Source organism: Frigoribacterium faeni, assembly GCF_007988805.1.
GTDB lineage: Bacteria > Actinomycetota > Actinomycetes > Actinomycetales > Microbacteriaceae > Frigoribacterium > Frigoribacterium faeni.
Genome location: NZ_BJUV01000039.1, coordinates 1 through 26,340, shown reverse-complemented (window position 1 = coordinate 26,340; position 26,340 = coordinate 1). Strand labels below are relative to the sequence as shown.

Annotated in this window: 21 protein-coding genes; 4 read left to right on the top strand and 17 right to left on the bottom strand. The window is 72.3% G+C overall.

The window, feature by feature from the left end:
• Positions 1 to 164 precede the first annotated feature (164 nt).
• Positions 165 to 1,655, top strand: coding sequence for a flavin monoamine oxidase family protein (locus FFA01_RS14010; protein ID WP_146856808.1), 1,491 nt, complete (start codon positions 165 to 167; stop codon positions 1,653 to 1,655).
• On the opposite strand, the gene FFA01_RS14005 is transcribed toward FFA01_RS14010, so the two are convergent.
• Together FFA01_RS14005 and FFA01_RS14000 are read right to left on the bottom strand one after the other, a co-directional pair.
• Positions 1,577 to 2,383, bottom strand: a complete 807-nt coding sequence (locus FFA01_RS14005) for a Pr6Pr family membrane protein (protein ID WP_146856807.1) — start codon at positions 2,381 to 2,383, stop codon at positions 1,577 to 1,579. The two genes, FFA01_RS14010 and FFA01_RS14005, sit on opposite strands and share 79 nt — an antisense overlap.
• A 239-nt stretch (positions 2,384 to 2,622) precedes the next feature.
• Positions 2,623 to 3,459, bottom strand: a complete 837-nt coding sequence (locus FFA01_RS14000) for an aldo/keto reductase (protein ID WP_146856806.1) — start codon at positions 3,457 to 3,459, stop codon at positions 2,623 to 2,625.
• Positions 3,460 to 3,773: 314 nt separating this feature from the next.
• Between FFA01_RS14000 and FFA01_RS13995 the strand changes: the two genes are divergently transcribed.
• The gene (locus tag FFA01_RS13995) at positions 3,774 to 4,055 is read left to right on the top strand and encodes a hypothetical protein (RefSeq protein ID WP_146856805.1); all 282 of its coding nucleotides are present in this window, start codon (positions 3,774 to 3,776) and stop codon (positions 4,053 to 4,055) included.
• An 88-nt stretch (positions 4,056 to 4,143) separates the two neighbouring features.
• Here the strand turns inward: FFA01_RS13995 and FFA01_RS13990 are convergent, their stop codons facing one another.
• From FFA01_RS13990 to chvE, 8 genes are all read right to left on the bottom strand, one after another.
• A complete protein-coding gene (locus FFA01_RS13990; RefSeq protein WP_307725059.1) occupies positions 4,144 to 4,845 on the bottom strand; it encodes an endonuclease/exonuclease/phosphatase family protein in 702 nt (233 codons plus the stop codon).
• 147 nt (positions 4,846 to 4,992) lie between these two features.
• Positions 4,993 to 8,139 carry a S8 family peptidase gene (locus tag FFA01_RS13985; protein WP_167627394.1) on the bottom strand — a complete coding sequence of 1,049 codons (3,147 nt, stop codon included), beginning with the start codon at positions 8,137 to 8,139 and terminating at the stop codon, positions 4,993 to 4,995.
• A gap of 175 nt (positions 8,140 to 8,314) precedes the next feature.
• The gene (locus FFA01_RS13980) at positions 8,315 to 9,388 is read right to left on the bottom strand and encodes a helix-turn-helix domain-containing protein (protein ID WP_146856803.1); all 1,074 of its coding nucleotides are present in this window, start codon (positions 9,386 to 9,388) and stop codon (positions 8,315 to 8,317) included.
• 28 nt (positions 9,389 to 9,416) lie between these two features.
• Positions 9,417 to 10,427, bottom strand: coding sequence for an LLM class flavin-dependent oxidoreductase (locus tag FFA01_RS13975; RefSeq protein WP_146856802.1), 1,011 nt, complete (start codon positions 10,425 to 10,427; stop codon positions 9,417 to 9,419).
• A gap of 87 nt (positions 10,428 to 10,514) precedes the next feature.
• The gene (locus FFA01_RS13970) at positions 10,515 to 11,513 is read right to left on the bottom strand and encodes a LacI family DNA-binding transcriptional regulator (protein ID WP_146856801.1); all 999 of its coding nucleotides are present in this window, start codon (positions 11,511 to 11,513) and stop codon (positions 10,515 to 10,517) included.
• Between the two features lie 104 nt (positions 11,514 to 11,617).
• Positions 11,618 to 12,883: a multiple monosaccharide ABC transporter permease gene (mmsB, locus tag FFA01_RS13965; protein WP_146856800.1), complete on the bottom strand. Its 1,266-nt coding sequence runs from the start codon at positions 12,881 to 12,883 to the stop codon at positions 11,618 to 11,620.
• Positions 12,870 to 14,399, bottom strand: a complete 1,530-nt coding sequence (gene mmsA, locus FFA01_RS13960) for a multiple monosaccharide ABC transporter ATP-binding protein (protein WP_220478092.1) — start codon at positions 14,397 to 14,399, stop codon at positions 12,870 to 12,872. The genes mmsB and mmsA overlap by 14 nt, the downstream gene beginning before the upstream one ends.
• Before the next feature lie 120 nt (positions 14,400 to 14,519).
• Entirely contained in the window at positions 14,520 to 15,659 is a 1,140-nt protein-coding gene (chvE, locus tag FFA01_RS13955; protein WP_244289870.1) for a multiple monosaccharide ABC transporter substrate-binding protein, read from the bottom strand.
• Positions 15,660 to 16,183: 524 nt separating this feature from the next.
• On the opposite strand from chvE, the gene FFA01_RS13950 reads away from it, so the two are divergent.
• Positions 16,184 to 16,501, top strand: coding sequence for a hypothetical protein (locus tag FFA01_RS13950; protein WP_146856798.1), 318 nt, complete (start codon positions 16,184 to 16,186; stop codon positions 16,499 to 16,501).
• Positions 16,502 to 16,592: 91 nt separating this feature from the next.
• Here FFA01_RS13950 and FFA01_RS13940 read toward each other — a convergent pair whose 3' ends face one another.
• The 4 genes from FFA01_RS13940 to FFA01_RS13925 form a co-directional block, all read right to left on the bottom strand.
• Positions 16,593 to 18,143: an LCP family protein gene (locus tag FFA01_RS13940; protein ID WP_244289869.1), complete on the bottom strand. Its 1,551-nt coding sequence runs from the start codon at positions 18,141 to 18,143 to the stop codon at positions 16,593 to 16,595.
• A 49-nt stretch (positions 18,144 to 18,192) separates the two neighbouring features.
• Positions 18,193 to 19,146: an aldose 1-epimerase family protein gene (locus tag FFA01_RS13935; protein WP_146856796.1), complete on the bottom strand. Its 954-nt coding sequence runs from the start codon at positions 19,144 to 19,146 to the stop codon at positions 18,193 to 18,195.
• Positions 19,139 to 20,401 carry an FAD-binding protein gene (locus tag FFA01_RS13930; protein ID WP_146856795.1) on the bottom strand — a complete coding sequence of 421 codons (1,263 nt, stop codon included), beginning with the start codon at positions 20,399 to 20,401 and terminating at the stop codon, positions 19,139 to 19,141. Before FFA01_RS13930 ends, FFA01_RS13935 begins: the two co-directional genes overlap by 8 nt.
• A gap of 72 nt (positions 20,402 to 20,473) precedes the next feature.
• On the bottom strand, positions 20,474 to 21,568 hold the full coding sequence (locus tag FFA01_RS13925) for an LLM class flavin-dependent oxidoreductase (RefSeq protein WP_307725058.1): 1,095 nt from the start codon (positions 21,566 to 21,568) through the stop codon (positions 20,474 to 20,476).
• A 174-nt stretch (positions 21,569 to 21,742) separates the two neighbouring features.
• Between FFA01_RS13925 and FFA01_RS13920 the strand changes: the two genes are divergently transcribed.
• Positions 21,743 to 22,174 carry a hypothetical protein gene (locus FFA01_RS13920; protein WP_146856794.1) on the top strand — a complete coding sequence of 144 codons (432 nt, stop codon included), beginning with the start codon at positions 21,743 to 21,745 and terminating at the stop codon, positions 22,172 to 22,174.
• 22 nt (positions 22,175 to 22,196) lie between these two features.
• Here the strand turns inward: FFA01_RS13920 and FFA01_RS13915 are convergent, their stop codons facing one another.
• The 3 genes from FFA01_RS13915 to FFA01_RS13905 all read right to left on the bottom strand — a co-directional run bounded on the left by FFA01_RS13915 (position 22,197) and on the right by FFA01_RS13905 (position 26,075).
• Positions 22,197 to 23,594: an NtaA/DmoA family FMN-dependent monooxygenase gene (locus tag FFA01_RS13915; protein ID WP_146856793.1), complete on the bottom strand. Its 1,398-nt coding sequence runs from the start codon at positions 23,592 to 23,594 to the stop codon at positions 22,197 to 22,199.
• A 105-nt stretch (positions 23,595 to 23,699) separates the two neighbouring features.
• A complete protein-coding gene (locus tag FFA01_RS13910; protein WP_146856792.1) occupies positions 23,700 to 25,085 on the bottom strand; it encodes an MFS transporter in 1,386 nt (461 codons plus the stop codon).
• Positions 25,086 to 25,325: 240 nt separating this feature from the next.
• Positions 25,326 to 26,075, bottom strand: a complete 750-nt coding sequence (locus tag FFA01_RS13905) for a gamma-glutamyl-gamma-aminobutyrate hydrolase family protein (RefSeq protein WP_146856791.1) — start codon at positions 26,073 to 26,075, stop codon at positions 25,326 to 25,328.
• Positions 26,076 to 26,340: the final 265 nt, after the last annotated feature.

Here is a 26,340-nt window from a genome sequence, read left to right as displayed (position 1 = left end):
GGGGGGGGCGCGGGGGCGGGAGGCGCGGGGGCGGGAGGCGCGGGGGCGGGAGGCGCAGGGACGGGAGGCGGGGCAGGCGGCGAAGACAGCGACGGCGACGGGAGCCGAGGAGGCGCGGGGCGGGGCGCGCGGAACGGCGCGCGGGCTGCGAGAATGTCGGGACCATGGGCATCAGTCGTCGCGCGTTCCTGACCGGGTCGCTCTCGGGCGCCACCGTGCTCGTGCTCGCCGCGTGCACCCCCGACGCGCCCTCCCCCGCCCCCACGACGGGCACCCCGACTCCCGCACCGACGCCCACCGCGACACCGCCCGCCGGCGTCTCGCCCAGCGGGTTCCTCCGGAGCTCCTGGGCGGACGACGCCTTCGCCCGCGGAGCGTCGAGCTACCTGGCGACCGGGTCGACCGCGACCGGTCGCCTGACACTGGCCGGCTCCCTCGACGACCGTCTGTTCTTCGCGGGCGAGGCGGTGGCCGCGCGGCACGGGGGCACCGTCTACGGAGCACGGGCGTCGGGCTTCGACGTGGCCGACCAGATCGCCGCCGTGGCGACCGAAGGCGAGCGCATCGCCGTGATCGGCGCCGGGATCGCCGGGGCGACGGCCGCCCGAGCGCTGGCCGACCGCGGCTTCGACGTCGTCGTCGTCGAGGCCCGCGACCGGATCGGCGGCCGGGTGCACACCGTCACCGACGGCTCGTGGCCGTTCCCCGTCGAGCTCGGCGTCGCGACCCTCTTCGGCGACGCCGCGCCCGCCCTGCGCGGCGCTCTGGCCCTGGCCGGCGTGAGCACCGTCCGCCTCGGCGGCGACGTCGAGGCGCGGACCGCCGACGGCACGGCGACCGATCTCACGGCCCCGCTCGCGGCGGCGCTGGCCACCGCCGCCGCCTGGCCCGCGGGCGACGGCGACGGCCGCTCCGCACGGGAGGTCTTCGCCGAATCCGGTGCCGACGACGTCTCGAGCGCCCCCGACTCGACGGGCGTCTCGGACGCCGACCGCGTGGCCTACCTGCTCGACGAGATCCTGCCGGCGCGCTACGGCGCCGAGGCCGGCGACCTCGCCCGGTCCCAGATCGGCGACGACCTGCTGCCGGTCGACGCGACCCTCGTCACGGGAGGCCTCGAGACGTTCGTGACGGGCCTGCTCGACGACCTCGACGTGCTGCGCGGCAGCACCGTCGTCAGCGTGCAGTACGGCGACCAGGGCGTCGGGCTCCGTCTCGCGACCGGGGAGTCGCTCTCGGCCGACCGGGTCGTCTCGACGCTGCCGCTCGGAGTCCTGAAAGAGGGCGCGGTCGAGTTCTCGCCCTCGCTGCCCGCCGGGTACACCGCGGCGATCGACGCGCTCGGCATGGGCGACCAGGAGACCCTCTGGCTGCGCTTCGACCGCGCGTTCTGGTCGACCGAGGCCACGGTCTGGGCCGTTCTCGACGACACCGCCGCGTACCGCCTGTTCGTCAATCTGCTGCCGGCGACCGGCGAGCCCATCCTGGTGGCCCTGACCGGCGGCGACTCCGCCGACGCGACCGCGGCGCTCGACGACGACGCCGCCGTCGAGGCCGCGCTGACCTCGCTGACGCCCTACCTCGACCTGCTGTCGGCGTCGCCCGAGCCGACGGGCTCCCCGTCCGGCGATCCCTCGGCGACGCCCGCAGCCTGACGCTCGCCCCGGCGACGGCGCGGGACCGAGTCGGCCCGCGCCTCCGGGACGAGACCGGCCCCCACCCGGACGGACGCCAGCCGAGGAGGCGCACCCGACACCGCGGGTCGGTCACGCGGACGCAGATGGCTCAGCCCGACGAGCGCCACCGTCACCCCGACGATCGTGCCCAGGGCGATGCCGTTGTACGGCACGAACTCGTCGGGGAAGCGCACCTGCGCGGGATCGAGGAAGAAGTACGGGTACCAGCCGACCCGGGCACCGCGCCAGATGGTGAACACGCCCCAGGCGATCGGGAACGGCAGCGCCGCGAGCACGAGGCGCCAGCGCACCCGCGTCCGGCCGGGTGCGAGGACCCAGTCGATCAGCACGAACGTCGACAGGTAGAAGTGCAGCACCTGACTCGACCACGGCACGCCGATCGTGTAATCGTGGCTGGCGGACTCGGCGACGATGATGCCGTAGACCAGGCCCGAGACGATCACGTACGTGGTGACCAGGGCGTGCAGCGAGGCGAACCAGCGGGGCTCGGGCACGCCGCGCAGCATGAGGACCCCCGACACGGTCAGCACGACGACGTTGGCGATGTTGCTCTGCTGCGTGAAGTAGCTGAAGTAGTTCACGGTGCTGAACGTGCTGAAGCCCAGCACGTAGACGAAGTACGACACGAGCGCCGACAGCCCGGCCGCCGCGGCGACCAGCCGCAGCACACCCACGAGTCGTCGCACGCTCTCACACTCTCCCGGGCCCTGCCGTCTTGTCGGAAGCATCGAGCGTACTAGGGCGCCCCGAGCGCCGACCGACCGCCGGCACGGACGGTCGTCAGCGGGACGGCAGCAGGGCGGCCGCGACCACGGCCACGCCGGAGGGGACGGCACCCGGGTGGACGACCCCCGGGCAGACGACGGCCGGGCCGCCGCGCGAGAGGCGCGACGACCCGGCCGGGTGTCTCGAAGCGGGAGGCCGCTTACGGGATGTAGTTGAACTCGTCGGGGTCGGGGCCCGTGCGCTCGTCCTTGTTGAGCGCGGTGATCGCCGCGACGTCGGCGTCGGTGAGCTCGAAGTCGAACAGGTCGAAGTTCTCCTCGACGCGCGAGCGGGTGACCGACTTCGGGAAGACGATGTCGCCGCGCTGGATGTGCCAGCGGAGGGTGACCTGGGCCGTCGACTTGCCGACGCGCTCGGCGATCTCGGTGATCGTCTCGTCCTTTAGCACGCCGCCCTGGGCGATGGGCGACCACGCCTCGGTGTGGATGCCCTTCGAGACGCCGAACTCGCGGAGGGCGTCCTGGGTGAGGTACGGGTGCACCTCGATCTGGTTGACGACCGGGACGACCGAGCCCTCGTCGAGGATGCGCTCGAGGTGGGCCTGCTGGAAGTTCGAGACGCCGATGGACTTGGCGCGACCGGAGGCGTAGATCTCCTCCATGGCCTTCCAGGTCTCGACGTAGTCGACGTCGATGCCGGGGAGGGGCCAGTGGATGAGGAACAGGTCGACGTAGTCCTGCTTGAGGGCGTCGAGCGTGCCGTCGAAGGCCGTGAGCGCGTCGTCGCGCTTGTGGAAGCCGTTGTTGAGCTTGGAGGTGACGAAGATCTCGCTGCGGTCGATGCCGCTGGCGGTGAGGGCCTCGCCCACGCCCGCCTCGTTGCCGTACATCTCGGCCGTGTCGATGTGGCGGTAGCCGACCTCGAGCGCGGTGAGCGTGGCGTCCTTGGTCTCGGCCGGGTCGACCTGGTAGACGCCGAACCCGAGCTGGGGGATCTGGATTCCGTTGTTCAGGGTGATGGTGGGGATCGTGGTCATGTCTCAAGCCAACCACCGGGGCCCTGCGATGCTTCCAAGGAAGACCCTGGTGCTTGTACCCCGGGTGTGTTACTGTCATGAGTCGCTTGGAACCGATCCTCTCTGATCGTTCCCGGAACACGAGCCGCCGAGTCCACACCGGCACTCCCCTTCCGAACCGCCCGACGACATCATCGGAGCCACCTACGGGTGCTCACTCCTCCGAGTGTCGAGAACAGGCCCGACCGGACACACCGTCCGAACCGCCGTCGCACCTCGACGGCCCACGCGAGCCGACGCGCCGCGTGCCACAGAGCACATCGAGAGAACGCATCATGAAGAGCACCATCACCACCATCACCGGCACGGTCAGCACCGTGCCGACCCTGACCACCGCCCGGCTCGTCGAGTTCGTCGTCGTCGACGACCGCGGCGCCGAGTTCGCCGTCCGCGCCTGGAGCGACGTCGTCACCGACGCCGTGCGCATCGGAGCGACCGTCACCGTCTCGGGCACCGAGGGCTGGGTCATCCCCGGCCGCAGCTGGCGGGGCGAGCCCAGCCGCACGATCGTCCAGGCCTACGCCGTGACGACCGACGCGCTCCTGCTCGCGGCCTGACCACGCTGCTCGGGCGGGTCGACCCCGATCCGTCCGGGCGCGCCTCCTCGGCCTCGTCCCGCCTGCGGCCCCCTCGAGAGGGGAGGCCTCAGGCGGCGGCGAGGCCTTTCGCGCGCACCAGGATCGGCCGGTGGTCGGAGACCCCGGCCGGCAGCGTGACGATGTCGTCGATCGTGAGGCCGATGCTCGTGGCGAAGTCGAAGTGCCCCTTGACGTACCGGTAGCCGAGGTACGTGGGGCTGTCGCTGCGGGTCAGGATGAAGCCGTCGCGCTCGATCTGCTTGCGGAGGCCATGGTGGAACCACGGGTAGTTGAAGTCGCCGACCATCAGCATGGGCACGCCCGGCGCCAGGGCCCGCATCAACTGGTGGGCCGAGGCGACCTGCTTGCGGCGCAGGCCGTTCGTCGCCGTCAGCGGCGCGGCGTGGAACGACCCGACCAGCACGTCGCTCTGCGACACCCGGTCGGCCAGGTGCATCGCGAGCAGCCGCTCGTGCGCCGGCGACATCACCCGGTCGTGCATCGACTTCTTCAGCGCGTAGACCTGCGAGCCGAGCAGCTCGAAGCGGTCGGGCCGGTAGTAGGCCGCCAACCCGAGCCGGTTGTTGCGGGTCGACGCCGCGAGCACCATGTCGCCCAGGGTGTCGGGGATGTCGTTCGTGTCGGCCTCCTGCAGGCAGAGCACGTCGGCGCGGTTGTCGCGCGCCAGCGCTTCGATCTCGCCTCTGGCCGTGTGTTCGCGAAGGTTGTAGCTCACCACGCGCATCGAGTTGCCGGTCTGTTCGTCCACGGGGATCGAACCTAGTCCACTCGTGTTTCCGGGACGTGCAGGTTCGACGCATTCTCGGCCGCCGGACGGACGAGGAGGCGGTCCGCACCTCCCTTGGGAAGGTGCGGACCGCCTCCTGCTCGCCGTCAGGCCCTCAGGCCCGGCCGCTCAGCGCCAGCGGGGCCACCAGTGGTGGATGAGGTCGCCGATGGCGTTCCAGATCCAGTCGAGGATCGCCCCGAGGTCCCAGCCGTTCCCGGGCGTGCCGGGTTCGGTCGGGGGCTCCTCGGGCTCGGGCTCGGCGCCCGACGCGACCGTCACGTAGGTGACCGTGCCGGTGTCGCCGTACGAGACGCGACCCAGGTAGCTGGAGTCGTAGTCGAGCCCCGTCCACGAGGTCGTGACCGTCGTCGTCTCGCCGAGTCCGGCGTCGAGCGTGGTCGGGTCGACCGCGAACGAGCCGGTCTCGGCGGCCGGGTCGAGCAGATACGACGTCAGCGAGTAGTCGAGGTCGCCGGCTCCCGAGTAGAAGTCGACCATCAGCACGTAGCTGCCGGCCTCGGGGGCCTCGACGTCGAGCTGCTCGTCGGCGGACCCCGTCGCGGCGTAGTCGACCAGTGCGTCCGGCTCGCCGGCCTCGTCCGCCGTGTAGAGCAGCAGATCGAGATCGGCGGTGTCGTCGCCCGAGTCGAGTACGAACCGTCCGTGCGTCGTGCCCGCCGCGACGGTCAGCGGCACCAGGGCGGGGTCGCCGCCCGCCGTGCCGGAGCCGGTCGCGACCGTGCCCTCGTTCAGCCCCTCGACGCCCAGCGGCAGCGACAGCGCGTCGCCGGCCGTGACGTCGAGCGACGCCTCGCCCTCGGCGCCCTCGCCGCTCAGCTCCGCCGCGGCGTCGAGCTGCACCGGGCGGACCGCGAGCGGGCTGCGGACGTCGTGGGTGCCGTCGCTCCAGGTGAGGTAGCCGGTGGCGAACGCGTCGAGCTCGGCCGTCGTGCGGGTGAAGGTCACCGTGTAGTCCTGCTGCTCGCCCGCCTCGGCGAACGTCAGGGTCGACGGCGAGACCTCGGTGGTGACGCCGGGGATCGAGACCGGCGCGGCGGTGTAGGTACCGGCCCCGGTCGCCGTGACGGTGCGGGTGACCGTCGCGGTGCCGGCCAGCGAGCCGACGCTGATCGAGGGCAGGTTCATCGACGAGTCCGTGCCCTCGACGGTGCCGATCGAGTCGACGTACGCCTGCCATTGGTCCGGGCCGTTCTCGTAGAGCAGACCGGGCTCGAGGAACCGCGTCGGATCGGCGTGGCCGGCGCCCTGGGCGAAGACGTCCCGGGTGGGCTGACCGTCTTCTCCGACGAGGTCGTAGGCCGTCGTCATCATGGCGGACTTCACCTCGTCCGGCGACCAGTCCGGGTGGGCCGTCGCCGAGAGGTAGAGGGCGGCGAGACCCGCGATGTGCGGGGACGACATCGACGTCCCCGAGAGGAACTCGTACGAGCCGGGCTCGCCTGCCGCGTTGGCCCCGTCCGCCAGGATCGCGACGCCGGGCGCCGAGATGTCGGGCTTCAGCAGGTTGCCGCCGTCGGCCGTCACCGGACCGCGCGACGAGAAGCCGGCGATCTGGGGCGTCGCGGGCTCGGGCAGGCCGTCGGGGTTGCCGTCGAGCAGCGTGACCGTCGCACCGTCCGTGGCGGCGTAGGCGTGCAGGGCGGCGTAGCCCTCGGCGTCGACGTGGACCGTCGGAACGGCGTGCTCGTCGAGGTCGACCGAGCTCGGGGTCTTGTTGACGAGCAGCATGCCGATGCCGCCCGCGCGCTCGACCTCGGCGCTCTTGGCCGTGCGGTCGACGACGCCGCGATCGCAGAGGACGATGCTCCCGTCCGCCGTCGCGGGGTCGAGGGTGCCGGGGGCGCAGAGCGCGACGTCCGCGGGGTCCGCGCCGGCCGCCGCGACGGCGGTCGAGTCGACCAGCGGGCCGGACAGGCCCTCGTCGCCGACGGGCACGGTGATCGATCCGCCGAGGTACGAGACGCCGTCGCCCGTGCGGGCCGTGGCGTCGTAGCTCGGGATCGTGCTGGCGGCCACCGTGGTGATCCAGGGGGCCGCGTTGTCGGCCGTGGTCGCGGTGGGCCCGTCGTTGCCGGCCGAGGCCGCGACGAAGACGCCCGCCGAGGCCGCGCCGAGGAACGCCTGGTCGGTCGCCGAGAAGGTGCTGGTCGCGCCGCCCCCGCCGATCGAGTAGTTGATCACGTCGACGCCGTCGGTCACGGCCGCCTCGATGGCGGCGATGAGATCGAGGGTCGCGCAGCCGTCGTCGTCGGTGGAGACGCGGTCGGGACCGTCCCAGCAGACCTTGTAGGCCGCGATCTTCGCGGCGGGCGCGACGCCCGAGATCGTGCCGAAGTCGCGTCCGGCGACCTGCGCCTCGACGTCCGCGTTGCCGGCGGCGGTGCTCGCGGTGTGCGAGCCGTGGCCGTTGCCGTCGCGGGGCGAGAGGTACTCGCCCTGCTCCTCGGTGCCGATGTTGCCGACGCCGAAGCCGTCGACGAAGTACCGGGCCCCGATCAGCTTCGTGTTGCAGTCGGCGGCCGTGAACTGGACGCCGGTCTCGCAGACGCCGCGGAAGGTCCCGCCGTCGCCCTTGGGGAACACCGTCGCGTCACCCTCGAGGTGCGGCTCGGTGCTGCTGGCCGATCCGAGGGGGTCGCCCGCGAACGAGGCGTTGCCCGCGGCGATGCCCGAGTCGATGATGCCGACGACGACGCCCTCGCCGGCGACGTCGCGACCGCCGAGGGAGTCCCAGACTCCCCCGGCGCCCTGGGCGTCCCCGAGGCCGAGGAACTCCGTCGACGGCGTCGCCTGGAGCTTGAGCAGCTCGTTCTTCGACACCGCGGCGACCGACGGGTCGCTGGCCAGCGACCGGGCCTGATCCGCGGTCAGGTCGGCCGCGAAGGCGTTGGTCGTCACCGAGTAGTGCGCGTCGACCGAGGCGCCCACGGCGGACGCGACGTCGGCCTGCACCTGCTCGAGGTGATCGCTGTACTTCTGCACCGGCGCCGCCCGGGCGTCGAGCCGCGAGCCCTCGGGCTGCGCGGTGGCCGGGAGCCCGGCGGTCCCGCCCTCGTACGTCGCGGCGGCGGGCTCGCGCAGGGTGACGATGTACTTGCCCGCCGAGAAGGAGGTGTCTCCCACGACGGCCGGACCCTCGGCGGCGACGGCCGACGTCGCGGGGAGGGCGACGATGCCCGCGGCGACGAGGCCGGAGACGAGCAGTGCGGTGAGCGGGACTTTCGGCCGACGTCGGCCGGATGGAGTGATCACGGGTGCCTTCCGACGCTGCCGCCCCCATGGCGCAGTCGTCCGGATAAGAGTTACCTGAGAATCCGACGACCCTCTAGTGGGGGCCATGGCCGGAACCGGCCACTGGCCGCGATCGGTCACGGAGTTTACCTGGCGTGACCCGTTCGGGGGACGCCGGGTCCCCCGAACGCCCCACTCAGATCCAGCCGCGCCGCGCCGCCTCGACGCCCGCGTGAAATCTGTTGGACGCCCCGAGCTCGTCGAGGAGGTCGTGCAGGCGCCGACGCACGGTGCGGACGGAGACCCCCAGCCGGTGCGCGACGACCTCGTCGGTCGCTCCCGCCGCGATGAGCGCGACGAGGTCCCGCTCGTCGGGAGTCGGCGCCCTCCCCGCCTCGGGCCGACCCGAGGCCGCGGCGACCCTCGCGGCGACGGCGGCCCAGTCCGGGGCGTCCCCGCCCGGGACGCTCTCGACCGGCACGGGGACGGCCGTCCGCCAGCGCTGCTCGAACAGCTCGCCGAGCGCGGCGACGAGAGCGGGCGACTCGGTGACCAGGGCCTCGGGTCGATCGGGGTCGTGCCCGATCGAGACGAGCGCGATGCTCTCGTCGGCGACGGCCAGCTTCACGGGCAGGTCGTGCGTGATGCGCGCCTCCTCGCCGTGACCGCCGAGGCGGCGGACGCCCTGCCAGCGCCCCTCGGCGACGAAGCTGTCGACGGTGTAGACCGCGCGCCAGCGCACGCCGCGACCGAGCGACCCGCGCTCGGTGGACTCGTTGCCGGCGACGACGTAGGGAGGACGGTCGAAGGCGAGGAACGACCGGGTCGCCCGGAGCTCGAGCCGGGAGTACCAGTCCCCCACGTCCGCCGAGCCCGAGACGGTGCGGGTGGTGGCCGAGGGGTGGTCACGGCGCCGGGTGTCGTCGAACAGCTCGGCGAGGACCGCCGTGGAGGCGCGGGCCGCGGAGAGCGCGTCGGCCCGCGCCGACACGAGGGCCGGGACGGCGACCCGCGGATCCACGGCGGCCCAGCGCGGAGCGTCCGCGGACGGGGCGGCGGCTCCGCCGACGTCGGGAGGAGCCGTCGCGCTGCGGTGGACGAGCCCGAGCTCACGGAGACGGTCGAGCGCCGTCGTGGCGGCCCCGCGATCGACGCGGCCGACGGCGACGACGCCCGCGACGTCGACCCCGGCGGGTCGCGTCAGCACGATCTCGTAGACCTCGGCGGCGACCGGGTCGACCCCGAGCGCCGCCAGCGACGGCAGGCTCATGGGGTCGACCCTAGAGGTTCGGAGCGGACTACGCGGCGGTGGCCGGCTGCATGGCCTCGGCGAGCAGCGCGACCGAGCGGAGCCGCGCCTCCTTCGACGACCCGGCGTGGGCGACGATGAGCTCGTCGGCCTGGGCCGTGCGGGCGAACTGCTCCATGTACTCGCGGGCCTCGGACGGCGTGCCGACGGCGGTGTAGGTGGTCATCGTCTGGACGTGCTGGCCGACCGGCGTGCGGAGCAGGTGGTCGAGCTCGGCGTCGTCGAACTCGCGGGAGATGTCGATCTGCCCGCTCTGGCGCAGCAGCATGAGGAGGCGCTGACGCTTCACGACCGCGAACTGCGCGTCGGCGTCGGCGGCGTCGTCCGACACGACGGCGTTGACGGCCGCCAGGACGTAGGGCTCGGCGAGCTGCTCGGACGGCTGGAACTCGCGTCGGTACGCGGTCACGGCGTCGATCAGGTCGCCGGGGGCGAAGTGCGAGGCGAAGGCGTAGGGCAGGCCGAGGGCGGCGGCCAGCTTGGCGCCGAACAGCGAGGAGCCGAGGATGTACAGCGGCACGTTCGTGCCGCCGCCCGGCACGGCCTGGACGCCGGGCACGCGCGACTCGCCCGCGAGGAACGCCTGCAGCTCGACGACGTCCTGCGGGAACCGCTCGGACGACGCCGGGTCACGACGCAGCGCCCGGAACGTGGCCTGGTCGCTGCCGGGGGCCCGCCCGAGTCCGAGGTCGATGCGCCCGGGGTGCAGGGTCTCGAGGGTGCCGAACTGCTCGGCGATCGCGAGCGGCGAGTGGTTGGGCAGCATGACCCCGCCCGAGCCGAGGCGGATGGTCGACGTCTGGCTCGCGATGTGCGCGATCAGCACCGCCGTCGCGCTCGACGCGATCGACGGCATGTTGTGGTGCTCGGCGTACCAGACGCGACGGTAGCCGCTCTTCTCGGCCTGCTGGGCCAGGGCCACGGAGGCGGCGAAGCTGTCGCGGACGGTCTCCCCGGGGGCGACGGGGGCGAGGTCGAGGATCGAGAGGGGAATGCTCATGCCGGGGCCAACAACCGGGAGGGCCGACGTATGCCCGTCGGCGGCGCCGTGGCGGAGGACCGGCTCGCGACGAGGCGGCGGACGCCCTCAGGCCGGGGCGCGGGCCGTCGAGCCGCGCACCACGAGCTCCGTCGGCATCGAGGCGACGGGGGTGTCGTCGCCGGCGAGGACGGCCTCGACGGTCGTCATGATCAGTCGGCCGAGCGCCTCGAAGTCCTGCCGCACGGTGGTCAGCGGCGGCAGGAAGTGCGCGGCCTCGGGGATGTCGTCGAAGCCGACGATGCTGACGTCGCGGGGAACCGAGACGCCCGCCTCCGTGAGGGCGTGCACGAGGCCGAGGGCCATCTGGTCGTTGCCGCAGAACACGGCCGTCACCTCGCCGCGGACGACCCGCTCGACGAGATCGCGTCCGACTCGATGCCCCGAGCCGGGCGTCCAGTCGCCGCGGAGCAGCACCGTCGGGTCGAGCCCCAGCCGCGCGCAGGCCAGGCGCCAGCCGCGCTCCCGATCGCGGCCGTCCATCCAGCCCTCGGGGCCCGCCACGTGGGCGATCCGGGTGTGGCCGAGCGCGGCGAGGTGCTCGACGGCCGACTGGGCGCCGGCGACCTGGTCGAGCGACACCGTGTGGTGTCCGGCCTCGGCCTCGCTGTCGGCGGTGACGAGCGGCACGCTCACCTCGGCCAGCCGCAGCACCCGCAGCACCTCGGGGTCGGGGGCGATGAGCACCAGGGCGGCGACGTTCTGGCCGAGCAGGGCGTCGAGGGCCTGCTGCATGCCCCGGCGGTCGGCGACGTCGAGCGTGGCCATCGACACCTGGTAGCCGGCCCGGCGCGCCGCGCCGTTGAAGCCGTGCATCGTGCTCGACGGTCCGTAGAAGGGGAACCCCGTGCTGATCAGGCCGATCGAGGTCGTCCTGCGGCTGGCGAGGGCCCGGGCGGCGAGGCTCGGACGGTAGTTCAGCTCGTCGATCGCGGCGTCGACCTTGGCCTTCGTGGCCGGACGCACCGAGGGGTCTCCGTTGACGACCCGCGAGACGGTCTGATGCGAGACGCCGGCCGCGGCCGCGACGTCGAAGAGGGTTGCCACGAGATGATCCTAGGTCCGTTCGGTTTTCGGGTCCGCCGCCCGGGAATGCGAGGAGGCGCGGCTCCTGATCACAGGAACCGCGCCTCCTCGGCTGGCGGGGCCGGTTACTTCTTGGCCGACGCGGCGCGACGCTTGTTGAAGACGTCGAACGCGACCGCGGCGAGCAGCACGAGCCCCTTGATGAGCGACTGGTACTCGGTGCCCACGCCGAGGATCGACATGCCGTTGTTCAGGATGCCGATGATCAGACCGCCGACGATGGCGCCCGTGACGGTGCCGATGCCGCCGGTGACGGCCGCACCGCCGATGAAGACGGCCGCGATGGCGTCGAGCTCGAACCCGTTGCCGGCGCTCGGGCTGGCCAGGTTCAGCTGGCCGGTGAAGACCAGTCCGGCCAGGGCCGAGATGACGCCCATGTTGACGAACAGCAGGAACGTCACGCGCTTGGTCTTGACGCCCGACAGCGCGGCGGCGTGCAGGTTGCCGCCGATCGCGTAGACGTGGCGACCGAACACCGAGTTCTTCATGACCGTCGAGTACACGACCACCAGCACGCCGAGGACGACCAGCACGATCGGGGTGCCCGAGTAGCTCGCGAGCAGGAACCCGATGTACATGACCAGCGCGACCGTGAAGGCCAGCTTGACGATGAACCACAGGAAGGGCTCGTCCTCGAGCTGGTACTTGCGGCGGACCGCACGACCGCGCAGACCCGTGCCGATCAGGGCGACGGCCGCGATCGCGCCCAGGATGAGGGTGAGCGGCTCGTAGCCGGTCGTGCCGAACGCGGGCAGGAAGCCCGAGCCGATGGCGCGGAAGCCGTCGGGGAACGGCGAGATCTGCTGGTTCTGCAGGGCGATCTGGGCGGCACCGCGGAAGGCGAGCATGCCCGCCAACGTGACGATGAACGCCGGGATGCCGAAGTAGGCGATCCAGAAGCCCTGCCAGGCTCCGACCAGCGCGCCGAGCACGAGGCAGAGCACGACGGCGACGGGCCAGGGCAGACCCCACTGGGTGATCATGACGCCGGCCATGGCGCCCGTGAACGCGACGATCGAACCGACCGAGAGGTCGATGTGACCGGCGATGATCACCATCACCATGCCGATGGCGAGGATCAGGATGTAGCTGTTCTGCACGATCAGGTTCGACACGTTGATCGGCGCCAGCGTGATGCCGTCGGTCGTGATCTGGAAGAACAGGACGATGACGATCAGCGCGATGAAGAGGCCGATCTGGCGGAGCTGACCGGTCAGGTAGCTGACGGCCGAGAGGAACGGGTTCGACGAGCCCGACTGCGGGCCGGGGCCCTGCGGGGTCGTGCCGGTGGGCTTCGGGTCGGTGGCCTTGGCCGGGCTAGGCGCGCTCATTGATCGGGCTCTCTTTTTCGAGGGTCATGTACTTCAGGAGGTACTCGGGGGTGGCGTCGGCGATCGGCACGTCCGCCGTGATCGTGCCCTCGGAGAGGGTGTAGATGCGGTCGCAGATGCCGAGCAGCTCGGGCAGCTCGCTCGAGATGACGATCACGCCCTTGCCCGCGTCGGCGAGCTGGTTGATGATCGTGTAGATCTCGTACTTCGCCCCGACGTCGATGCCACGGGTCGGCTCGTCGAGGATCAGCACGTCGGGGTCGGCGTACATCCACTTCGACAGCACGACCTTCTGCTGGTTGCCGCCCGAGAGCTTCCCCGTCAGGGCGGCCACGTTCGGCGCCTTGATGTTCATGCTCTTGCGGAAGCCCTCGGCGACCGTGCTCTCCTTGGACGCGTCGACGAAGCCCCACTGCGCGAGCTTGCCGAGCGCCGAGCCCGAGACGTTGCGGGTGATGTCGTCGATGAGGTTGAGGCCGTACTTCTTGCGGTCCTCGGTGGCGTAGGCGATGCCGTGCTTGATCGCCGCGCTGACGGTGTTCGTCTTGATCGGCACGCCGCGCTTGTAGACGGTGCCCGAGATCCCGGCGCCGTAGCTGTGGCCGAACACGCTCATCGCGAGCTCGGTGCGACCGGCGCCCATCAGGCCTGCGATGCCGACGATCTCGCCGGCCTTCACGTTCAGGTTCGCCTGGTGGATGATCTCGCGCGACGCGTCGAGCGGGTGGTGGACGGTCCAGTCCTCGATGCGGAGCAGCTCGTCGCCGATCGTCGACTCGTGCGCCGGGTACCGGCTCTCGAGGTCGCGGCCGACCATGCCCTTGATGATGCGGTCCTCGCTGATCTCGTCGGCGTGCATGTCGAGGGTCTCGATGGTCTTGCCGTCGCGGATGATCGTGACCTTGTCGGCGATCGCCTTGATCTCGTTCAGCTTGTGACTGATGATGATCGACGTGATGCCCTGCCCCTGGAGGCTCTTGATCAGGTCGAGCAGGTGAGCCGAGTCGTCGTCGTTCAGGGCGGCGGTGGGCTCGTCGAGGATCAGGATCTTCACGCGCTTCGACAGGGCCTTGGCGATCTCGACCAGCTGCTGCTTGCCGACGCCGAGGTCGACGACCTTGGTGATCGGGTTGTCGCGCAGTCCGACGCGGGCCAGCAGACCGGCCGCGTCGAGGTTGGTCTTGTTCCAGTCGATGAACCCGCCCTTCGACTGCTCGTTGCCCAGGAAGATGTTCTCGGCGATCGAGAGGAACGGGCTGAGGGCCAGCTCCTGGTGGATGATCACGACGCCGGCGGCCTCGGAGTCGTTGATGCTCTTGAACTCGACGGGCTGCCCGTCGAGGAGGATCTGCCCGTCGAACGTGCCGTGCGGGTAGACGCCCGACAGCACCTTCATGAGGGTCGACTTGCCGGCGCCGTTCTCGCCGCAGATGGCGTGCACCTGTCCGCGTTCGACCTCCAGCGAGACCTGCTGCAGCGCCTTGACGCCCGGGAACGTCTTGGTGATCTCCCGCATCTCGAGGATCGTGTTCGCCACGTGTTCCTGCTTCCGTGTCGTGGTGGGGTGTGGAGTCTGGGGGCCGAGGAGGCGCGGCGCGCTGGTGTCGCGCACCGCGCCTCCTCGGGTCCGGGGGTGTTACTTGAGGTCGGCCTCGGTGTAGTAGCCGCTCTCGACGAGGACCTTCTCGTAGTTCTCCTTGGTGACGATCGTCGGCTGGAACAGGTAGGTCGGGACGACCTTGGCCTTGTTGTCGTACGTCTTGTCGTCGTTGGTCTCAGGCGTCTTGCCGGTCAGCAGGTCGTCGGCCATGATCACGGACTGGTCGGCGAGCTGACGCGTGTCCTTGTAGATGGTCGAGTACTGCTGGTCGGCGATGATCGACTTGACCGAGGCGGCCTCGGCGTCCTGACCGGTGATGATCGGCAGGGGCTGCGACGAGGTGCCGTAGCCGGCGCCCTGCAGAGCCGAGATGATGCCGATCGAGATGCCGTCGTAGGGCGAGAGCACGCCGTTCAGCGTGGTGCCGCCCGAGTAGGTCGAGGCGATCAGGTTCTGCATGCGGGCCTTGGCCGTGGCCGGGTCCCACTGCAGCGTGGCGGCCTGCGTGAAGCCGTCCTGGCCGGAGCCGATCGTGATGGTGCCGTCCTCGATGAAGGGCTTGAGCGTGTCCATCGCGCCGTTGAAGAAGAAGGTCGCGTTGTTGTCGTCGGGGCTGCCGGCGAACACCTCGATGTTCTGCGGCTCGACGCCGTCGACCTTGTTTCCGTCGGCGTCCAGGACGCCCATGCCGGTGAGCAGGCTGGTGGCCTGGTCGACGCCGACCTTGTAGTTGTCGAACGACACGTAGTAGTCGACGTTCTCGTTGCCGGTCAGCAGACGGTCGTACGAGATCACGGGGATGTTCGCCGCCGCGGCCTGGTCGAGCTGGTCGCTGAGCGAACCGCCGTCGATCGAGGCGATGATCAGGACCTTCGCGCCCTTGGTGATCATGTTGCTGACCTGCTGCACCTGGGTGGGGATCTTGTTGTCGGCGTACTCGAGGTCGACCTTGTAGCCCTTGTCCTCCAGAGCGCTCTTGACGGCGTCGCCGTCCTTGATCCAGCGCTCGGAGACCTTGGTGGGCATCGCGACGCCGACCAGGGCGCCGGCGTTGTCGCCGCCGGAGGCTCCGCTGCCGGAGTCGGCGCCACGTCCGCCGCCGCCGCCGGAGCAGGCGGCCAGCGATGCGACGAGTCCGACGGCGACCATGCCGGCGAGGATCTTCTTGTTCTTCACGGTGATTCCTTTGGTGTCCGTGTCATCTCGACGACGTCGTCGATGACGGTGGGAGGGGGGAGGGTGGGTCGAGGAGGCGCGGACCGCTCGGTGTGAACGGTCACGCCGATGGACGTCCGGCTGTGAGGACGTCCGGCGATGCGGGCGACGGCCGAGGAGGCCGTGGCCGGATGACCCCGACGGGATCGGGGTGCGGCGCGCTGAGAGAGGCGGGGTCGAGGCTCGGCCGTGGCGGGCCGGGCGGCGGGATCAGCCCGAGAAGAGGGCGTCCGTTCCGCACGCGGCGGCGGGGGGCGAGACGGCGACCGCGGACGGTCGGCGGTTGTCGCGATGAGTGGGGTTGCTGGTGTTCACAGGTGACCTCTTCGTCAGGGACTGCTTGCAATGTGAGCGCTCACATCCGAGCGCTCGCCAATGATGCGCGCTGCGCAGGCGCGTGTCAAGTCGGCCACGCCGGGTCGCGGTTTACATGCCCGCCACACGCCGTTCACGTGCCTGAGCGTTCCGCCCGGCACAGTGTGCACATGATCACCGCGACGGCCACCGTCCACACCGCGCACGACGCCGCCGGGCTCTTCTGGCTGTCACGCCGGCTCCTCTCGGAGCACGTCGCCGCGAGGGTCGACGAGGGTCAGTACCTCGTGCAGCTGGCCGACGCCGGGACGGTGCTGCTGACCGAGACGCCCGAGATGCTGCGGTTCGACGTCGTCGTGCGCGACGAGCTCTCGGCCCGGCGGACCCGGCGCGCGCTCTCCGCGGCCTTGCATCGGCTCTCGCCCGGCGCGGTCTCCGCGATGACCTGGCAGGTCGACGCCCTCGGGTCCGAGCCGCTGCCGGCCTGACGGACCGGCCCGCCGCCCGGACGGACGGTCCAGCGGCTCGGCGGCTCGGCGGCTCGGCGGCTCGGCGGCTCGGCGGCTCGGCGGCTCGGAGTCAGTTGATGCAGGCGCCGGCGGCGTAGCTCGTTCCCGCCGGGGTGGAGGTCGGGGACGGGGCCGCCTCCGTGGCGGCCGGGGCCTCGGGCGACTCGGTCGCGTCGGGGGTGGCCGAGGGGGCCGCCGACGCCGCAGGGGCCTGCACGGCGACCCCGTCGCTGCCGAGCACGACCGTCACTCCGGTCACCTGGCTCGAGGCCACGGCCACGGCACCGGGCAGGTAGGCCGCGACGGCCTTGGCCTGCGCCTCCTGCCCCGCGGGGTAGTTGACGACCGTCGCGGCCGTCGCGGCGCCCGAGGTGGGCGCACCCGTGGCGAATCCGGCCGCGGCGAGCGCCTCGGTGGCGGTCGTGGCGGCTCCGGTGACGCCGCTGGCGTTGCTCACCGTGACCTGGACTCCGGCGGGGTCCGCCGCGACGGCGTCGGTGTACGCCTGCGGCGGACCGACGAGGCTCTGGATGAAGGCCGGCATGGCACCCTTGTCGACCTCGACGATCGACAGCGCGCTCCCTCCGACGTAGATGGTCGGGGTGCCGAGCACGGGGATGGTCGCGGAGCGGACGTTCTCGGGCCGGAGGTTCTTGACCTGGTTCGCCAGCTGCAGGAAGTTCAGCCCGGAGTCGGTCTCCATCGACGAGCTGACCGCGTCGAGCACCGAGCCGAGCTTGGTCGGGTTGAGCAGGGTCCCGGCCGAGAGGATCTTGCGCGCCTCGACGCTGAGGAAGTACTGCTGGCGCACCTGACGGTCGAGGTCGCCGCCGGGCAGCCCGTGCCGCTGGCGGACGAACGACAGCGACTGCTTCGCGTCGAGGGTCGAGACCCCGGCGGGCAGATCGACGCCCGAGAAGCTGTCGACGGCCGCCTGGTTCAGGCAGACCTCGACGGGCCCGAGCGCGTCGACCACCCGGTAGAAGCCGATGAGCGAGACCCGCACGTAGTGGTCCATGGTGAGGCCCGTCAGGTTCTGGACCGTCTGGATCAGCAGCTGGGCGCCCGCGGCGTCGCTGCCGCCGGCCTCCTTGCCGAGCGAGTAGGCGGCGTTGAGCTTGTTCTCGCCGTATCCCGGGATCTCGACGTACGAGTCGCGGGGCATGGAGATGAGCGTCGCGCTCGATCCGTCGGCCGGGATGTGCAGCACGATCATCGTGTCGGTGTTCGTCGCGCCGCCGTCGGATTCGGTGCTGAGCAGGGCGAGCTCTTCGGGGGTCGCGTTGTCGGGCCGGTGGTCGTCGCCGACCAGGAGGATGTTCTGGGCGACGCCGTCGACGTCGTCGTCCGTGCTGTCGCCGCCGGACGCGGGGATGGCGTCGATGTGGGTGACCCCGCCGACGAACCGGTTGTAGCTGTACGTGGCGTAGCCGCCGGTGAGCACGAGCAGGGCGGCGAGCACGCCCGCGGCCGCGGGCAGGACGACCGCGCGACGGCGGCGTCCGCGCGCGTGACGGGGGGCCGCGGACCCGGCGCCGGTCATCCCGTCGAGAGCGACGCCGGCGGCCGCGGGGCCCTCGTCGGGCGTCGTCGGTTCGTCTCGTTCGGGAGGTCTGCGCACACCCGATGGTAACCAGACGACCCGAGACCGCACCTGACGATCTCCTCGATCACCCGATCGCGGAGATCGTCCAGCTCGCCTCATGCGACTCGCCCGGCGCCAGTCGCACGAGGTCGATCCCGCTGGTGAAGGCGTCGGGCGGGCAGGTCATCGGCTCGACGGCCAGCCCTCGACGGTCGTTCTCGGGCTCGGGCCGGTCGCCGGTGTGCACCTGCACCCACGGGAGCTCACGGCCCCAGCTCATGCGGACGCCGGTGCCGTCGACCGTGGTGACCCGCGCCTCCGCGACCCCGGCGGCGGAGACCGCGAGGTCGGTGAACGCGTGGTCGACGAAGAGGTCGCCGATCGTGCTCCCGTCGCGGAAGTCGAAGCCGTCGCGCTCCGAGACGCCGTGCACGCCGAGGGGCACGAGGCGGTCGTCGGTCACCTCGAGGTAGCTGTCGGCGGGAAGCACGAGGGTCCAGTCGTCGACCCGGCCGTCGCCCGCCGAGAGGTACGGGTGCGGGGCGACGCCGTAGGGGGCCCGTCCGGCGCCCACGTTGACCGCCAGCACGGTGGTGTGCAGGCCCTCGTCGTCGAGACGGTACTCGGCGCGCAGGTCGAGGCGGTACGGGTAGCCGTCGCTCGGCGCCACCCGGGTCGCCAGGACGACCCGGTCGGGCGTGTGGTGCTCGACCGTCCACTCGTCCCACTGCACGAGCCCGTGCAGGGCGTGGCCGCGCTCGACCTCGGTGACGGGCAGCTGCCGCTCCACGCCGTCGTCGTCGTAGCGTCCGTCGACCACGCGGTTCGGCCACGGGGCCAGGAGCGCGCCGCGGTAGAGCGGGCGGACCTCGTCGGCCTCGAAGGGGACGACGAGATCGCGGCCCTCGTATGTCAGGGCCCGCAGCGTCGCGCCGACTCCGGCGATCTCGGCACGGTACGGGCCGTGCTCGAGCGAGCTCGCGGAACCGCTGATCGGCAGGGCCGTCGCGGTCGAGGAGGAACGGGTGGGGTCAGACAACAGGGGCCTCCTCGAAGACGGTGCGGGACAGCTGATCGTTGCGGAACCGGCCGTCGGGATCGACGGCGCGGGCGTGGGCGGCGAAGTCGTCGAGGCGCGGATAGCGCTCGCGGAGCACCCCGCGGTCGAGGGTGGCGACCTTGCCCCAGTGGGGCCGGGCGTCGAACGGCGCCAGGGCCGCCTCGACGACGGGCAGGACGGCGAGGACCTCGTCGGCCAGGCGCCGCCAGGTGAAGTGGAACGCGACGCTGTCGCGGCCGCCGCTGGGGCTCAGCCAGGCGTCGTCGGCGGCGATCGTCCGGATCTCGCCGACGAAGAGGACGTCGGCGAGCCGGTGGCCCACCGCGCGCAGCGCCTCGATCGCCGGGACGGCGTGCTCGGCGGGGACGAGGTACTCGCTCTGGATCTCCTCGCCGGCGCTCGGCGTGAAGTCGGCGCGGAAGTGCGGCAGCCGGTCGAGCCACGGTCCGGGGACGCCGAGCTGCGGGGTCACCGCGTCGGCGGCCGTGTCGGGCAGCATGTGGACGGCCGCCGCGGCGGGCACCGCGCCGAGCTCGGCGAGATCGAGGCGGACCGGGTCGCCGACCCGGGCCTTCGCCCAGACCTGGTGCACGGTGTCGCCGGTGTACCGGGTGAAGAGGCTGACGCTGTAGGCGTGGCCGACGACCTCGTCGAACCGGTCGAGCGCCGCACGCCAGGGCAGCCCCTCGTGCACGGTCTGGACGACGTCGAAGGTCGGCACGGTGTCGAGGGTGAGGGCGGTCACGACGCCGAGGGCGCCCAGACCGACCACCGACGCGTGGAACGCGGCGTCGCCGCGGCGCACGGTCTCGAGCGATCCGTCGGCCCGCACGAACTCGACCTCGGCGACGGAGGCCGAGAGGGCCGGGTTCGCGACCCCCGAACCGTGGGTGCCGGTCTGCACCGCGCCGGCCACGGAGATGTGCGGCAGCGAGGCGAGGTTGGGCAGCGCGCGGCCGTGCCGCTGCAGCTCGACCGCGAGGACCGCGTGCGTCGTGCCCGCGCCGACGCGGACGGTCTGCGCCTCCGAGTCGAGCTCGATCGGCACCCCGAGGCGGTCGAGCGAGAGCAGGACGCCGTCGGGGTCGGTGTCGGCGATCCGCGTGAACGAGTGCCGTGAACCGAGCGCCTTGACGCGTCGGCTGGAGGCGACGACGTCGCGCACCTCGTCGAGAGTGGCGGGACGGCGCAGATCGGACGTCGAGTACTCGACGTTGGCGGCCCAGTTGTGCATCGGGACTCCTTCGGCTCGGTGGCGCCGTCAGTCTAGGCCTCGGCGAGCGCCCGGGTGAGCGCTCACTCCCGGTCAGACCGACGGGCTCCAGCCGAGCATCGGGGCCAGCATCTCGGCGCCGTCGCGGAGGATCTGCGTGTACTCGTCGATGCCGAAGTCGAAGGGCAGCTCGAGGATGAGGTCGTCGACCTCGCGCATCGCCGCATTGGCGGCCATCTGCTCGACGATCCACTCGGACGGGCCGACCAGGTCGCGGTCGAACATCATGCCGCGCGGCCCGTGGGCGACCGAGGTGCGCTCACGTCGGGACGCCGCGTAGGCCTCGTAGACGCCGCGCTGCTCGGCTGTCGCCGTGTCGGTCGGGATCACGACGGCGCCCTTCGCCACGGGCGCCGCGTCGCCCTGCGGATGGGCTGCCCGGAACGCGGAGATCTGCTCGAGCTGCGAGGCCGCGAAGCGCTCGGCGTCGATCGGGCCGGGGGCGCCCGCGAAGCTGACGTTGCTGATCAGCATGCCGAGCCCCTGCGAGCCCGCCCACTCGGCCGAGCGGGGGCTCCCGGCGCCGTACCAGACCCGGTCGGCCAGGCCGGGGCTCTGCGGCTGCACCCGTCCCGTGTAGCGCTCGATGCCCTCGACCCCCTCGAACGCGCTGACCTGCTCGCCGCGCACGAGCGACAGGAACTTCTCGACGCGGGCGTAGCTGAAGTCCTGACGGTCGGCCGCCGCGCCGTAGAGGTGCTCGCCGATCTCGTCGTACGACCGGGGCTCGCCGACGCTGACCCCGAGCTGCACCCGGCCCCGCGAGAGCACGTCGACGGTGCCCCAGTCCTCTGCCAGGCGGAACGGGTTCTCGTAGCCGAGCGGGAGCACCGCCGTGCCGAGGGTCATCCGGCTGGTGCGCTGCGCCGCCGCCGAGAGGAACGCCACCGGCGACGAGATTCCGAACTGCAGGTGTCGCGTGCGGGTCCAGCCGCCGTCGAACCCCTGCGCCTCGGCGCGCTCGAACAGCCGGAGGCCGTCGTCGAGGCCGGTCGAGGGATCGTCGCCGTCGAAGGCCCCCAAGGTGAGGAACCCGAGCCGCCGCAGGCGACGACCGGTGTCGGCACGGTGGTTCTCGGCGGGCCGGGGGTTCTCGCCGGGGCTTCCGCCCGGTGCTCTGTCGATCACGGATCGAGCCTAGGGTCATCCGCCGACACGCGGGAGACCCCCCGGACTGGGGCGGCCCTGTCCCCCTGTCTGGGGCGCTGTCCCCCGTTGTCCCGCCGCGCCTCCTGGGGTTCCCTTGGAGGAGACGCCACGCGACGGACCGCCGGCGGCGACGACGACCAGGGGACGACCACGATGGACACCACCGCATCCGGCACGGAGCAGCCCCCCGCTCTCGGCGCGCGGCCCGGGTCGGCGACCGGTCGGCTGCGGACGGAACGGGTGGCGCGCCTCCCGAAGGCCCCTCGCTTCTACCTCACCTACCTGAGCCTGCCGCACGACGGCGACGACCCCTCCCTGCCGCTCGGCGTCTGCCTCGTGCTGCAGTCGATCGGAGGCCGCGACCCGCGGCGCGTCGAGGTGCAGCTGCCCGATGGGACCGTCCGCGGAACGCAGCGCCTCCGCCGCGGCTCGATGATCGGCATCGCGACGGCGGCCGAGCTGCAGGCGGTCGTGGACCTCGGCACCGTCTTCGTCGACTGGACCTCGCGCGACGGCGTGCAGCGCACCACCTGGCTCCGCGTGCCGCCCGTCCCGGCGCGCTACCGGGACCGCAGCGCCCGCTGACCCTCCGGGTCGCCCCGCCCGCTCAGGCCTCGGCGGCCGTCCGTCGGTAGGCGGCGGCCGGATGCGTCTCGGGGAGGCGCGGCCCGCCCCCGGTCAGCCGCTCGCGCAGCGTCTCGCCCGGGGTGTACCCCTCGCGGACCCGACCCCGACGACGCAGCTCGGGCACGATCAGCTCGACGAAGTCGCGCAGGGTGTCGAACGAGTGGTACTGGCGCAGGTTGATGCCGTCGATCCCCTCCTCGTCGAGCCACCGCTCGATGGCGTCGACGACGACCGTCGGGGTGCCGGCCACGAAGAACGTGCCGCCCCAGGCCTCGTCGACCCCGTCGACCAGCTGTCCGACCGTGATGTCGAGCGGCAGGGAGGCGGCACCCGGGTGGTCGAGGCGACCCTCGATCTCGAGGGCCTCGCGGACGGTGCGGTCCTTCGGGTGCGACAGGGCGTCGAACGGGACGCTGCGGTGCACGAGCTTGCCCTGCGCGCTCGCGAACGACCGGTAGAGGGCGAGCTTCTCGGCCACCTCCTCGTCGGTGCGGCCGGTGACGACGCCGGCCTGCACGATGAACGAGACGTCGTCGGCGGACCGACCCGCCTCGACCGCCGCAGCGCGGGTGGCGGCGCCGACGGCCTTGACCGCCGGGCCTCCGGTGAAGACCACCTCGGCGTTGCGCGCCGCCTGCTCGACGCCGTCGGGCGAGGCCGTCGCGAGGAACAGCACCGGGGTGCGCTGCGGAGACGGCTCGCTCAGGTGCGGGCCCGCCACCCGGAAGTGCGCGCCCTCGTGGTCGATCGCGTGCACCTTGGCCGGGTCGGTGTAGACGCCCGAGCCGGGCTCGAGCCCGTCGGCCTCGGGCAGCGCCACGACGGCGTCGTCCTCCCACGAGCCCTCCCAGAGCTTGTAGAGCACGTCGAGGTACTCGGCCGCCCGGGCGTAGCGCTCCGCCTTGGGGATCTCGGCGTCGAGGCCGAAGTTCCGGGCCGCGTTCGGCAGGTACGACGTGACGACGTTCCAGCCGACCCGCCCCTTGGTCAGGTGGTCGAGCGTCGACATGCGCCGCGCGAACGCGAACGGCGGCTCGTAGCTGGTCGAGAAGGTGATGCCGAACCCGAGGTGCTCGGTGACCGCCGCCATCGCGGGCACGACCAGCATCGGGTCGTTGTTGGGCGCCTGGATGCCCTCGAGCAGCGCGGGGGCGGGGCTGTCGCCGTACACGTCGTAGGCGCCCAGCACGTCGGCGATGAAGATCGCGTCGAAGCCGCCGCTCTCGGCCAGCCGCGCCAGCTCGAGCCAGTACGCGAGGTCCTTGTACTCGCTGCGGTGGTTGTGCGGCAGCCGCCAGAGACCGTGCGTGATGTGCCCGACGCAGTTCATCTCGAAGAGGTTGAGGATGAGCTGCTTCTTCGCGAGGGATTCCGTCATCCGTCGATCCTGCCGCACCCGCGGGAGGCCGCGCTGGACGATGACCCCCGGTGACGCCGCCCGCCGCCTCCCGCGGCCGCCCGCCGCCTCCCGCGGCCGATCCGCTCAGGGTCGGGGACGGGAGTGGCCGCCGAGGGTGGGCACGGAGCCGGTCGCCGACGGGATCGTGCGCACCGAGCCGGTCACCACGGCCACCGACGACGTGATCGTGCGGAGGTTCGACGTCGAGAGCGACACCTGCGAGTGGCCGATCGTCGGGAACCCGCGTCGGGCCAGCAGCACCACGACGAAGCTGCCGGCCACGACCACGGCCGCCGTGGCGGGCAGGGCCTCGATGCCGGCGAGGTCGAAGGCCCGGGCGCCCACCGCGGCGCCGGCGGCGATGCCCACGTTCGACCCTGCGTTGATGAGGGCGCCGGCGATGTCGGGGCTGACGCCGCCCGCGCGGATCGCCGCCGCCATGAAGAGCGTCCCCGTGGTGCCGTTGGCGGCGACCCAGACGCCGGCGACGACGAACGTGCCGACGAGCGAGCCGTGCACGAACGGCAGCGCTCCGAGGGCGAGCGCCATGACGCCGACCGCGACCAGCAGGGTCTGCCGCGGCGCGCGGTCGACGAACGCCCCCGCGACGAGGAGGCCGACGACCCCCGTGCCGCCGAGCACGAGCAGAGCCGTGCCCGTGGCGCTCTCGCCGAGACCGGCTCCGACGAGGTACGGACCGATGTAGGTGTACACGACGTAGTGGCCCGCGAAGAGCAGGAGGTCGGCGACGACGACGGCCAGCAGGCCCGAGCGGGCCCACGAGGCGACCGAGCCGAGGTGCGGGTACGACTCGCCGCGCACCGACGGGAGGAAGACGAGCGCGACGACGGCGAGCAGCGCCGACGCGACGGCCACGCCCGTCACCGCGAGGCGCCAGCCCACCTGGTCGCCGACCGTGGTGGCCACGGGCACGCCGATCACGAAGCCGAGCGAGCTGCCCGAGTAGACGAACGCGATGGCCCGACCCGCCAGCCGAGGAGGCACGATGCGGGTCGCGTAGGCCGACGCGACCGAGAAGAACAGCGCGTGCGCGATCCCGCCGACGATGCGTCCGGCGCAGAGGAACGCGAAGTCGGGGGCGAAGGCGACCATGAGGTTGGAGAGCGTGTAGCCGACCAGGGTCGCCACGAGCACGGCCTTGCGCGGCACGCGCGCGGTGGCCCAGGTGAGCGGCAGCGCGAGCACGGCGACGGCCAGCGCGTAGACGGTGACGACGACGCCCATCCGCGACTCCGCGACGCCGAGGTCGGCGCTCATGGTCGAGAGCAGGCCGACCGGCATCAGCTCGGTCGTGATGGCGAAGAACGTCGAGAGGCCGAGCACGGCGATGCCGACGACGGCCGACGACGTGAGCGTGTGCGGCTGCTCGGTGCCGGCGCGGCCGGGCTCGTGACCGCGATCGCGATCCGGCTCGGTCGACGACGGGCGAGTGGTGGTGGTCTCGGTCACGGCTGTGCCTCCGGTCGGGCGGCGAGCGCGCGCACGACGAGACGACTCGTCGGGAGGACGCCGACACGACCGGTGCAGGGCACGGCGTCGCGGGGGCGATGCGCACTCGTCGCGATCGTTGCTGACGGGTGGGGATGGGGGATGTTGCCACTCCACGACGAGGGCGCTCCCTCCAGTGTGACACGACCACCTCCCCCGCCCGCAAGGCCTCAGGGCAGAATGACGACCGACGCTTGGTTTCTACATCGGGAGGACGACGCCCGGCCCCTCGGCGTCCCGCGCCGCACGAAGCAGATCGGTCAGCACGTCGCCGCGCGCACCGGCGTCCTCCGGGTGCCACTGCACGCACCAGAGCGGCGAGCCGTCGTGCTCGACGGCCTCGACGGTGTCGTCGTCCGCCCAGGCGACGGCGCGCAGCCCGGAGCCGAGCCGCCCGACCGCCTGGTGGTGCGAGCTGCGCACGTCGAAGCGGCTCCCGCCGAGCACGGTCGCCAGGTCGCTGGCCGGGTCGAGCCGGACCTCGTGGTCGACCATGCTGTCGTCGGGCACCCCGGCCCGGACGTGCCCTCCCTCGTGGAGGTGCTGGACGAGATCGCCGCCGAGGGCCACGTTGACCACCTGCATGCCGCGGCAGATGCCGACCAGCGGGACCCGCGCCTCCACGGCTCGCTGCACCAGCGCGATCTGCGCACGATCGGCGTCGGGGAAGGTCTGACCCCGCTCGGGGTAGTCGGCCGGGCCGTCGTAGAACTCCGGGTCGACGTCCTCCCCGCCGGTGACGACGACGGCGTCCGCCGAATCCAGCTCGGTCAGCAGACCGTCGGCCCCGCTCGACGCGGCCGCGACCCGACGGACCTCGAAGCCGGTCTCGTCGGCGGCGCGGAGCACCTCGGCGGTGAGCTCGAGCAGCTCGGCGTGGAACGCGGGGTCGTCGCGACCCTCGTCGCTCACGTCGACGACCAGCAGGCGGGGGCGGGAGGCGCGGGGCATGTCGATCATGATGCCAGCGCCGTGTGTCGGGCACGTTGCGGCATCCGGGGCGCGCGGCGGGCGGCGTGCCGCGCGCCCCGGATGCCGCGAGCCGAACCCGACCGAGGAGAGGTCGTGAGGCGTGCCGAACCCGACCGAGGAGAGGTCGTGAGGCATGCCGAACCCGACATCCGCCCTTCTCGAGGTGGCGAAGAACCCCGTTCCGTCGGGTTCTCGCCCGCCGTCGGTCGCGATTTGCACACGAGGGGGTCGGGCGGGGGCGGGG